8 protein-coding genes are annotated in these 10,365 nt (G+C 71.9%); 5 read left to right on the top strand and 3 right to left on the bottom strand.

The features are described 5' to 3' along the window. Positions 1-113: 113 nt before the first annotated feature. A complete protein-coding gene (locus ADL03_RS07075; protein ID WP_197288163.1) occupies positions 114-626 on the top strand; it encodes an RICIN domain-containing protein in 513 nt (170 codons plus the stop codon). An 86-nt stretch (positions 627-712) separates the two neighbouring features. Here the strand turns inward: ADL03_RS07075 and ADL03_RS07070 are convergent, their stop codons facing one another. Then, on the bottom strand, positions 713-1,309 hold the full coding sequence (locus ADL03_RS07070; protein WP_053732544.1) for a phosphoribosylanthranilate isomerase: 597 nt from the start codon (positions 1,307-1,309) through the stop codon (positions 713-715). A gap of 117 nt (positions 1,310-1,426) precedes the next feature. Between ADL03_RS07070 and ADL03_RS07065 the strand changes: the two genes are divergently transcribed. Then, positions 1,427-3,151, top strand: a complete 1,725-nt coding sequence (locus ADL03_RS07065) for an L-aspartate oxidase (protein WP_053732543.1) — start codon at positions 1,427-1,429, stop codon at positions 3,149-3,151. Between the two features lie 69 nt (positions 3,152-3,220). On the opposite strand, the gene ADL03_RS07060 is transcribed toward ADL03_RS07065, so the two are convergent. Next, complete coding sequence (locus ADL03_RS07060; protein WP_053732542.1) at positions 3,221-3,655, bottom strand: cupin domain-containing protein; 435 nt, start codon at positions 3,653-3,655, stop codon at positions 3,221-3,223. Between the two features lie 568 nt (positions 3,656-4,223). Here ADL03_RS07060 and ADL03_RS07055 point away from each other — a divergent pair. After that, positions 4,224-4,868: a TetR/AcrR family transcriptional regulator gene (locus tag ADL03_RS07055; RefSeq protein WP_063798497.1), complete on the top strand. Its 645-nt coding sequence runs from the start codon at positions 4,224-4,226 to the stop codon at positions 4,866-4,868. Here ADL03_RS07055 and ADL03_RS07050 read toward each other — a convergent pair. Continuing rightward, positions 4,849-8,523: a type I polyketide synthase gene (locus ADL03_RS07050; RefSeq protein WP_197288162.1), complete on the bottom strand. Its 3,675-nt coding sequence runs from the start codon at positions 8,521-8,523 to the stop codon at positions 4,849-4,851. The two genes, ADL03_RS07055 and ADL03_RS07050, sit on opposite strands and share 20 nt — an antisense overlap. Positions 8,524-8,867: 344 nt before the next feature. Here ADL03_RS07050 and ADL03_RS07045 point away from each other — a divergent pair, with 344 nt between their 5' ends. Beyond that, positions 8,868-9,404: a LuxR C-terminal-related transcriptional regulator gene (locus ADL03_RS07045; protein ID WP_053732539.1), complete on the top strand. Its 537-nt coding sequence runs from the start codon at positions 8,868-8,870 to the stop codon at positions 9,402-9,404. Next, complete coding sequence (locus tag ADL03_RS07040) at positions 9,404-10,324, top strand: LysR family transcriptional regulator (RefSeq protein WP_053732679.1); 921 nt, start codon at positions 9,404-9,406, stop codon at positions 10,322-10,324. Before ADL03_RS07045 ends, ADL03_RS07040 begins: the two co-directional genes overlap by 1 nt. Positions 10,325-10,365 lie beyond the last annotated feature (41 nt).

Genomic DNA, 10,365 nt, shown 5'->3' with positions numbered 1-10,365 from the left:
CATCCCTTCTACGGCGCTCGGTCAGCGCGCTGACCGTGTCACTGCTCGTGGCTCTGAGCGTCATCGCAGGCGGAGTGTCAAGTGCGGCAACGCTCGGTGCGAGCCCAGGCGGCGTGAGTCCGCGCTCCGCGCATGACGTTCTTCAGCGCAGTGACCAGTACCCGACCTTCAAGAGCCTGGACGGAGGACTGTGCCTGGACGTCAACATGGTGGACAACGCCAGCCAGACCTGGGTTCCGCTGACGGTCTGGGACTGCAACTTCGGGGACAACCAGCGTTTCGCCAACACGACGCCCGGCGGGACCAGCTGCTGCCAGCTGATCAACCAGGCCAGCCAGAAGTGCATGGACGCCGGAGATCCCGGCAACTCCGGGCAGCTGTTCAACGGTCAGGACGTGGGGGTGTTCCCCTGCAAGGTGTCCACCCCGACGAACCAGAACTTCCGCTACCAGTCGCCGCCTTCCGGCAGTCTCGGGTACGCCGAGATCCACGCGTCCCAGGGGAAGTGCGTCGAGATACGGGTGAACCCGAACAACCCGACCGCTCAGCCAGGAGTGGGCACGAAGATCCAGCTCTGGGACTGCAACGGCCAGCCGTGGCAGCAGTGGAAGTTGTTCACGTTGTGATCGGGCTCGGCTGACCCGCACTCGTGAGTTGCACAAGACCCGCGTCAGGCCCGGCCGTCGTGCCGGGCCTGACGCGCGTCCGGGGGTCAGCCCCGAGCCACCGCGACGAACTCGCGCATGCGGCCGTGGTCCTTGACCCCGCGGCTGGACTCGATGCCGCTCGACACGTCGACCCCCCACGGCCGGGCCACGCCGACCGCCTCGGCCACGTTCTCCGGCGACAACCCGCCCGCCAGCACCCAGTTGCCCTCCGGCCGGCGTTCCGCGAGCCGGGTGACGTCCCACTGCTCACCCGAGCCGGCCACCGGCGAGTCGATCAGCAGCAGCTCCTCGCCGAACGCTCCGGTGCGCAGGTCCGTGTCCGGCCCCAGGGCGGTCGCGCGCACGAGGCTGAACGGCTGACCGCCCAGCTGGTCGAACGACTCCTTCGGGTAGTCGCCGTGCAGCTGCAACGCCCGCACGCCCGCGCGCAGCGCCAGCTCACCCGCCTCGGCGGCCGGGATGCCGCGCACGACGGCGACGCTCAGCACGTGCTCCGGCACCGCGGCCACCAGCCGCCGGGCCAGGTCCACGTCGATCTGGCGGGGGCTGGCGGTCAGCACGAACCCGACCGCGTCGGCGCCCGTCTCGACCGCGACGGCGACGTCGGCTTCGGTGCGCAGACCGCAGAGCTTCACGAACACACCCCCAAGCCTAGTGGCGCGCACGTGACGCGGCTCGCGGTGTCTCGCAGCTAACAGTCACAAGCGTCGGCGCTGTCCGGTCCTACCTAATGGAAGCAACGGGCAACGGAGGCCGCGATGACGGAACAGCAGGTAGCCACATCGGTGTTGGTGATCGGCACGGGCGGCGCGGGGTTGCGCGCCGCCATCGAGCTCGCCGAGCGCGGTGTCGACGTGACGGTGGTCGGGAAGCGGCCCAGGTCGGACGCGCACACCGCGCTCGCGGCCGGCGGCATCAACGCGGCGCTGGGCACGATGGACGAGGCGGACAGCTGGCAGCAGCACGCCGCCGACACCATCCGGGAGAGCTACCTGCTCGCCAACCCGGAGATCGTCCGGATCGTCGCGGAACAGGCCCCGCGCGGCATCGCCGACCTCGAACGCTGGGGCATGCCGTTCGCCCGCGAGGCCGACGGCCGGATCTCGCAGCGCTTCTTCGGCGCGCACACGTTCCGCCGCACGTCGTTCGCCGGCGACTACACCGGCCTGGAGATCCAGCGCACGCTCGTGAACAGGGCCGCGCAGCTGGACATCCCCATCCTCGACTCGTGCTACGTCACGCGGATCCTGGTGCGGGACAACGTCGTCTTCGGCGCGTACGGGTTCGACCTCAACGACGGCACCCGGTTCGTGTTCCACGCCGACGCCGTGATCCTCGCGGCGGGCGGTCACACCCGCATCTGGCGGCGCACCTCCTCGCGCCGCGACGAGAACACCGGCGACTCGTTCCGACTGGCGCTGCTGGCGGGCGGCCGGATCCGCGACCCCGAGCTGGTGCAGTTCCACCCGTCCGGGCTGCTCGAACCGGAGAACGCGGCCGGCACGCTGGTGTCCGAGGCGGCCCGCGGCGAGGGCGGTGTCCTCACCAACGCGCTGGGCGAGCGGTTCATGGGCCGCTACGACCCGGTGCGCAGGGAACTGTCCACCCGCGACAGGGTGGCGCTCGCCGCGTACACCGAGATCAAGGAGGGCCGCGGCACGCCGAACGGCGGTGTGTGGCTCGACGTGTCCCACCTGCCGCGCGAGCAGATCATGCGGCGGTTGCCGCGGGTCTACCAGACGCTGCTGGAACTGCAGATGAAGGACATCACCCGCGAGCGGATCGAGATAGCGCCGACCGCCCACTACTCCATGGGCGGGGTGTGGGTGTCGCCCGCCGACCACTCGACCGGTGTCGACGGCCTGTTCGCCATCGGCGAGGCGTCGAGCGGTCTGCACGGCGCGAACCGGCTGGGCGGCAACTCGCTCATCGAGCTGCTCGTCTACGGCCGGATCGTCGGCGAGACCGCCGCCGCGTACTCGGCCGCCCTGCCCGCGCAACGCCGTTCGCAGGCCGCGCTGGGGGAGGCCCGCGCCGAGGTGGACGCCCTGCTGGCCGCCGACGGCCCGGAGAACGTCCGTGCGCTGCAACGGTCACTGCGCAACACGATGACCGAGCACGCGGGCGTGGTGCGGGACGAAGCCGGGCTGCGCAAGGGTCTCGCCGAGCTCGACGAGCTGGAGCACCGCGTCGCCGAGGTCGGCGTGCACCCCGACCTCGCCGGCTACCAGGACCTCGCGCACGCCTTCGACCTCAAGGCCTCCGCGCTCGCCGCCCGCGCCACGCTCGAGTGCGCACTGGAACGGCGCGAGACCCGCGGCTGCCACAACCGCTCGGACCACCCCGAGCTCGACCCGTCGCTCCAGGTGAACCTGGTGTGGTCGGGTCCGGGCCGGATCGAACGGGAGGAGATCCCGCCGGTGCCGGACGAGATCGCGGCGCTGATGCGGGAGGTCGACACGGCCGGCAAGCTGGTCGAATGACCGGTGTGCGTGGGCGGAGCACTCCGCCCACGCACGTTCACCGCCGCACCGGCACGACCGCCCTCGGCGTCACGGCCGCGGTGCCCGCAGGTGCTTGCGCGCCGCCAGCTCCTCCGGTTCCACGACCGTCAGCATCGGCTGTCCTGGCGCGCAGAACATCGTGACCACGAACGCCGACTCCTCGTCGGCGAGGTGGTTCCCGTCCTGGTAGTGGATGACGTCGCCGCCCGGCTCCCAGAACGTCCCACCGGCCTCGACCACCCGCGCCGGCTCGCCCTCCAGCTCGAACACGATCGCGCCCTTGAGCACGTACCCGTACGCGGGCCCGGAATGCCGGTGCGGCGGCGCACCGGGGCTGCTCGGCGGCAACGTCACGAGGATCGTCATCGCCTCGGCTCCGTCCGGAACCCGCGGCGCTCCGGGCACGGTGCCGATGACGTCGATGCGCGGCGGCGGGCCGCTCTTGCCGGGGTTGTCCAGCTGATGGCTGTGTTCGTGGCTCATGCCAGCTCAGACCGGACAGCCCCGCGATCTGTGACAGCCGGTGGAACGCTTCGACGGTGGGGCGTCGCAAGGAGAATTCGCTGCCGGGAGGAACACCGGCCGGCAGCCGCACGGAATTCCACGACGAAGGGGCAAAGTGGACGGCCGCACGGCTCGCACCGGACAGGACGGCCAGCCTTCCGGCGTTCCGCGGCGGAAGGCGGACGGCCGGAAGAGGATGATCAGGACGTAGCGGACGAAGAGCCACCGAACCCGATCCGTGCCGTCAACGGATTTCCAATGGCACCAAAGGACTCAGTCTGCCCAGGTGGGCTGCGTGCCGTGCCCGGCTCGTGGTCTCATCACCGCATGACCGCCGGTGCGATGTCTCGTTTCGCCGAGCGGAACATGGGTGGCGGCAGCGTCCACACGGTGCGTACGTTGTGCTGGACGTTGCGACACCCGTGTACCGGCATCCGCCACTCGGGCTCGCATTCGTAGCAGAGTGTGATCGCACTATCGGACGGTGTTTTCGGCGCGGCGTACCGCTAGCCTGTACTCCGGTACACACTTAGACGGGGGTTCATGTATGGCTGGGACGCGACGCGTGGCCGAGCCCGCGGCGCCGACTCAGGCTGTCGGGAGGCGCGAGCGGCACAAGCGGGCGACGTACGAGAGGTTGTACGCGGCCGCGCTCGACCTGTTCACCGAGCAGGGGTACGAGGAGACGTCGATCGAGGACATCACCGAACGGGCTGATGTCGCGCGGGGCACCTTCTTCAACTACTTCGAGAAGAAGGAGGAGGTCATCGCCGCGTGGGGCACACGGCGCAGGGACACCCTGCGGGGGGAGCTGGGCGCCATCGCGGACGGCGGTCTCGACGTGCTGTCCTCGCTGGAGAACTGCATGCGCGCGCTCGCGCGGATCAACAAGTCGGAGTGGCGCACGACACAGGTCATGCTCACGGCCTGGGTGCGGTGCGGCCACCCCATCTTCGAGGAGCCGTACGCGACGCCGTTGTTCGCCGAGATCGTCAGCGCCGGCAAGGAGGCGGGTGACGTGGGAGAGCACGTCGACCCGCTCCTGGTCGGCAACATGCTGCGGGACGTCTACCTGGGCACGCTCTACCGGTACGTGGGCCGTGGCAAGCAGCCGACGACGCTGGCGAACGAGCTCGTCACGACACTGCGGCTCGTGATGAACGGCGTGCTGGTCAGGCCGGGCCGGCAGTGAGCAGGTGGTCGGCGAGCGCCCCGACGTTCTCCGGCCCCAGCAGCACGGTCGTGGGGATCGTCCGTCCCAGCGACTTCTTCAGGCGCACGGCGAGTTGCGCGGCCATCAGGGAGTCCAGTCCCAGGTCGCGCAACGCCCGCCGGGTGTCGAGCCGTTCCGGTGTCGTGCCCAGCACCGCCGCCACGTGGCCCAGCACCGCGTCACGGACGGGCTCGTCCGACGCGGTGATCACGGCAGCGGCCGGGACCGGTTCCCGCACCACGACCGGTGCCGGGCGGGGCTCCGGCCGGACGGTCCGGCTCGCCCGCAGCAGGTTCGCGACACCGCTGACCAGACCCGCGAACGGGCCGGCGGCCTCGGTCCGCACGGTCACACCGGTCAGCTCGGCGAAGCACTCGTGCCCGGCGTCGAACAACCGCACGTCGACGACCGGTTTCCCGCGCCGTTTGCGGGCCACCGCCCAGAACTCGCCGCTCGCCCTGCCGACGACCCGCACCCGGTCGACACCCATCGGGATCACCGAGGTGCCCAGCGCCAGCATCACGACCTGCATGCCGGTCTCCAGCACCACCGGGCCCGCCGCCGATCCGGGCGTGAACCGGGCCACGGCCGCGTCCGGCCCGCGCCACGCCTGCCGTAACGCGCGGAACGGCCCCTCGAACTCGTACCCGTGCCGCGTCACGAGGTCGTGGAAGTCGCTGCCGCGCACGTAGTCGCGGCACCGCGTCAGCGCCCAGTCCAGCCCGAACGCGCCGACCGCGCCGCCGCGTTCCACCTCACCGCTCACACACCGCACGCCCTCGTCGGTGTGCACGGTGAACGCCCGCGCCCCGCCGCGTTCGGGCCGGACCGTGACCGTGAGCGTGGGCAGCGCGTCGGGATCGACCGTGACCAGCTCGTGGAAGCGGATGTTGCGCAACGTGTGCGTGGTCTCCGAGCCGCGCACGACCGACAGCACCGCCTCGAACAGCACCGCGGCCGGCAGCGGCGTGAGCCCGCGGAACCGCAGGCCCCGCAACGCCTCCGCCACCCCGAGCGCCGCCACGTCGACGTCGCGGACGACCTCGGTGTCGGCGGTGAACGACTCGAACCAGTAGTCCTGGTGCTGCCACGGGTAGGCGGGCAGCGGCACGCACCGGCCGTCGCCGAGCCGGCTCGCCCAGTCGACCGGCACGCCCGCGACGTGCAGCGACCCGAGCGCCGCCGTGACCGTGCGCAGCTCCGGCTCCTCGCGCAGCAACGTCGGCACGCCCACGCCCGACCAGCCCGCGGCCGCACCGATCTCGGCGACCGCCGCCAGCAGCACCGGGTGCGGGCTGACCTCCAGCACCACCGCGGTGCGCGCGTCGGCGAGCACGCGGCGCACGGTGTCGTTGAGCCGCACGGTCCGGCGCACGTTGTCCGCCCAGTACCCGGCGTCCAGCTCGCGCCTGCCGTGCTCCACAGTGGACCGGAAGTCGACCTGCGGCGCGTTCGGGCGCAGGTCCTCCAGCTGCTCGCGCAACGCCGTCGACACCTTGTCCATCAACGGTGAATGCGATGCGACGTCGACGTCCCGCACCGGCCGGCACGCGATGCCGAACGCGTCGAGGTCCTCCGCCACGCCCGCCATCAGCTCCGCGGGACCGGCCAGCACGCACGTGCCCGGCGAGTTGTCCGCCGCCACGCAGACCTCGCCGCGGTACCGGTCGACCAGACCCTCCGCGCGTTCCGCGGACAGCTCCGCCCACAGCATCGCGCCGCTGCCCGCTGTCTCCTGCATCAGCGCGCTGCGCCGGCAGATGACCGCCGCCGCGTCCCGCACCGGGAGCGCGCCGGAGACCTGGGCCGCGGCGACCTCGCCCATGCTGTGCCCGACCACGACGTCCGGCTCGACGCCCCACGACCGCCAGTGCGCCGCCAGCGCCACCTGCACCGCCCACAGCACCGGCTGCAGCACGGAGAGCGTCTCCGGCCACGGCGCCGCACCGAGCAGGACGTCCACGACGGACCAGCCGGCCTCCTCCCGCACGGCCGCGTCGCACTCGTCGAGCGCCTCGCGGAACGCGGGGGAGACCGCGTGGAGCTCGCGGCCCATGCCGCGCCACTGCGAGCCCTGGCCGGGGAACAGGAAGACGACCTGCGGCCGTTCGGCGGCCGCGCCCGACGCCGTGCCCTTCGCCTCGGCTCCCGCGAGGAACGCCCGCAGTCCGGCCAACAGTTCCGCGGTGTTCACGCCCGTGACCGCGAGGCGGTGCTCGTGGTGGTCGCGCCGGACCGCCGCGGTGTGGCAGATGTCCCGGACCGCGTCGGTCTCGCCGAGGTGCGCGAGGAACGCCCGCGCGGCCTCGCGCAACGCCGCCCGGCTCTTGGCGGACAACGTGAGCACGCGCGGCTGGTCGTCGGGCGCGGCGGCCGGCTCCGGGCGGGGTGGCGCCGTCAGCACCACGTGCACGTTGGTGCCGGAGATGCCGAACGAGCTGACGCCGATCACCGGCCGTTCGGCGGTCAGCGGCTGGTTGCGGGTGACGACCCGCATCGAGCAGCCCGTGAGCTGCTCGGCCTGCACCTGCGCGTGCAGCGAGGCGGGCACCATCCGGTGCTCCGCGACCAGCACCGCCTTGATCAGCCCGGCGATGCCCGCCGCCGCCTCGGTGTGGCCGATGTTGCTCTTCACCGAGCCCAGCAGCAGCGGCTGGTCGCGTCCGGCGCCGGCGACCTCGGCCAGCGCGGTCAGCTCGACCCGGTCGCCGACGCTCGTGCCGGTGCCGTGCGCCTCGATGTAGTCCACAGTGGACGGGTTGACGCCGGCGTCGCGGTAGGCGGCGGCCAGCATCTCGACCTGGCCGCGCACGGCGGGTTGCAGCAGCAGGCCGCTGCCCCGGCCGTCGTTGCTGATCGCGCTGCCGAGCAGCAGGGAGCGCACCCGGTCGCCGTGCGCGACGGCGTCGGCGTGGCGTTCCAGCACGACCGCGCCGACGCCCTCGCTGCGCACGAAGCCGTTCGCGTTGACGGACCCGAACTTGCACCGGCCGTCGGGCGCGAGCATCGAGGCCTGGGAGTAGGCGATCGCGTCGTCGGGCAGCAGGATCACGTTGACCCCGGCCGCGATCGCGACGTCGCACTCGCCGGCCAGCAGCGCCTGCCGGGCGTTGTGCACGGCCACCAGCGAGGACGAGCAGGCCGTGTCGACCACGATGGAGGGCCCGCGCAGGTCCAGCGCGTAGGACAGCCGTCCGGACGTGACCGCGCGCAGCTCGCCACCGGCGGCGTGCCGCACGTCGTGGTTGCCGGCGCTGCGGCTGGCCTTGCCGTACTCGGCGGTCGCCTGCCCGACGAAGACGCCGACCCGGCGCCCCGCGAGCTCGGACGGCCGGATCCCGGCGTCCTCCAGGGCCTCCCAGGCGACCTCCAGCAGCAGCCGCTGCTGCGGGTCCATGGCGCGGGCCTCGCGCGGGGAGATGCCGAAGAACTCCGCGTCGAAGCCGCGGACGTCGGCGAGGAAGCCGCCGTGCCGGGAGATCGTCCTGCCCGGCGCGGGCTCCGGTGAGTAGTAGTCGTCGATGTCGAACCGGTCGCGCGGGATCTCACTGATCGCATCGGTGTTGCCGAGCAGCAGGTCCCAGAACTCGCTGACGGATCCGGCGCCGGGTAAGCGGCAGGCCACACCCGCCACGGCGACCACGTGGTCCGCCGATGTGGCACCCTCCGATGTGGCACCCTCCGCTGCGGGCTCCGCACCGGTCCTCCGGACGCTGAAGGCGTGACGGCGTGTCAAGTTTCCCCCGAGTGTGGGTTCAAAGTGGTTCCCAGTACAACTATGTACCCGGAACCAAGTTTAGTCACCCCTTCGGGCCAGCCGGTAGCGAAACTACGCAATTGCCGGTTTGGCCGGATACCGCCGGCAACCTCGGTCTCGCAGGATGGAACGGAGAGACCTACACTAAAACTCGGTCTTGCGTTCAAGTTTGTACTGGCGTACTCACTAGTCCGGTCAACTCTTCGGCAGGGGGGATCCGCATGGCGCGGTTCGTGGTCGAGATGGTGTTCGGGTCCGAGCACGAGCGGTTAGCCGGCGTTCGGCCCGCTCACCGGCGGTATTGGGAAGGCCTGGCCGAGCGCGGCGTGCTGGTCGGTGGTGGCCTGTACGCGGACGAGTCGGGCGGGCTGCTGCTGTGCGAGGCCTCGGACGACGTGGCGTTGCGCCGTTTGGTGGCCGCGGATCCGTTCGTGCGCGGAAAATTGTTGCGCAGCATCAGGATTCGCGAATGGTTCGAGCTCGGCCGCGGCCTGCACCGGCCGTCCGCAAAGGAGGCTGAGCCGCGGCAATTGGGAATGGCTATGGCTTCCCGCCCCTCCGGGTCGTCGTTGCGGGGCCGCCAGCTGACCGCGCACGAGCAGCGCATCGCCACGCTGATCGTCGACGGCAGGACCAACCGCGAGATAGCGAACCAGTTCCGGGTGTCGGTGCGCGCGGTGGAGCTGCACATCACCAGCATCTACCGCAAGCTCGGCATCAACCGCAGGGCGCAGCTCGCCGGCGCGCTGGCCGCGTGATGGCCGACCTGGATGTCCGCAAGCTGCGGATGCTGCGCGAGCTCGACGAACGCGGCACCGTCGCCGCGGTGGCACAGGCGTTGCACCTCACGCCGTCCGCGGTGTCCCAGCAGCTCGTGTCGCTGTCGAAGGAGGCGGGCGTCCGGCTGGTCGAACCCGCGGGCCGCCGCGTCCGGCTGACCGACGCCGCCCGCGTGCTGCTGAGGCGTGCCAACGAGATCTTCGCCGAGCTGGAACGCGTCCAGGCCGACCTCGCCGCCTACTCGGAGGGCTCTGTGGCCGAGGCGCGGGTCGCCGGGTTCGCCGCCACCCTGTCCGGGCTGGTGCTGCCCGCGGTCCGCGAGCTGCGCGACACCCACCCCGGCGTCGTGGTGCGGCTGGTGGAGTCCGATCCGCCGCACTCGTTCGACCAGCTGGTGCGCGGTGACGTGGACGTCGTGCTGAGCGTGGAGTCCAAGGAGAGCCCCGCCGCGACCGACCGGCGGTTCCACCGCGTCGCGCTGCTCGCCGAACGGTTCGACGTGGCGCTGCCGGTGCACCACCCGCTGGCGCGCGTCCCCGTGGTGCGGCTTGCGGACCTGTCGGACGCGGCGTGGATCTTCCCGACCGCCGGCACGTGCCGCGACATGTCGTTCGCCGCGTGCGTCGCGGCCGGGTTCACGCCGGAGATCGTGCACGAGATCGCCGACTGGGAGACCACGCTGGGCGCGGTCGGCCTCGGCCTGGGCCTCGCGCTGGTGCCCCGGTTGATCACCGCGGCGCCGCGCGCGGACGTGGCCATCAGGGTGCTCGACGCCGAACAGCCCACCCGGCACGTGTTCGCGGCCGTGCGAAGGGGAAGTGAGGAGGCACCGCACCTCGCGGCGGTGCTCAGGGCACTCGAGGCGGCAGCGGCGGTGACGTCCGCCGAGCGCCGCTGACCGGATGTGGCGTTGCCGGACGGGTGCAGCGTCGTTTGACC

The organism is Nocardia sp. NRRL S-836 (genome assembly GCF_001279525.1).
Taxonomy (GTDB): domain Bacteria; phylum Actinomycetota; class Actinomycetes; order Mycobacteriales; family Pseudonocardiaceae; genus Lentzea.
This window is presented reverse-complemented; position numbering and strand designations above follow the sequence as displayed.

Excerpts from the sequence above, each read along its gene's own strand:
- ADL03_RS07040 (WP_053732679.1), top strand. The coding sequence starts at position 9,404 with ATGGCCGACCTGGATGTCCGCAAGCTGCGGATGCTGCGCGAGCTCGAC.
- ADL03_RS07055 (WP_063798497.1), top strand. The coding sequence starts at position 4,224 with ATGGCTGGGACGCGACGCGTGGCCGAGCCCGCGGCGCCGACTCAGGCT.
- ADL03_RS07045 (WP_053732539.1), top strand. The coding sequence starts at position 8,868 with ATGGCGCGGTTCGTGGTCGAGATGGTGTTCGGGTCCGAGCACGAGCGG.
- ADL03_RS07065 (WP_053732543.1), top strand. The coding sequence starts at position 1,427 with ATGACGGAACAGCAGGTAGCCACATCGGTGTTGGTGATCGGCACGGGC.
- ADL03_RS07060 (WP_053732542.1), bottom strand. The coding sequence starts at position 3,655 with ATGAGCCACGAACACAGCCATCAGCTGGACAACCCCGGCAAGAGCGGC.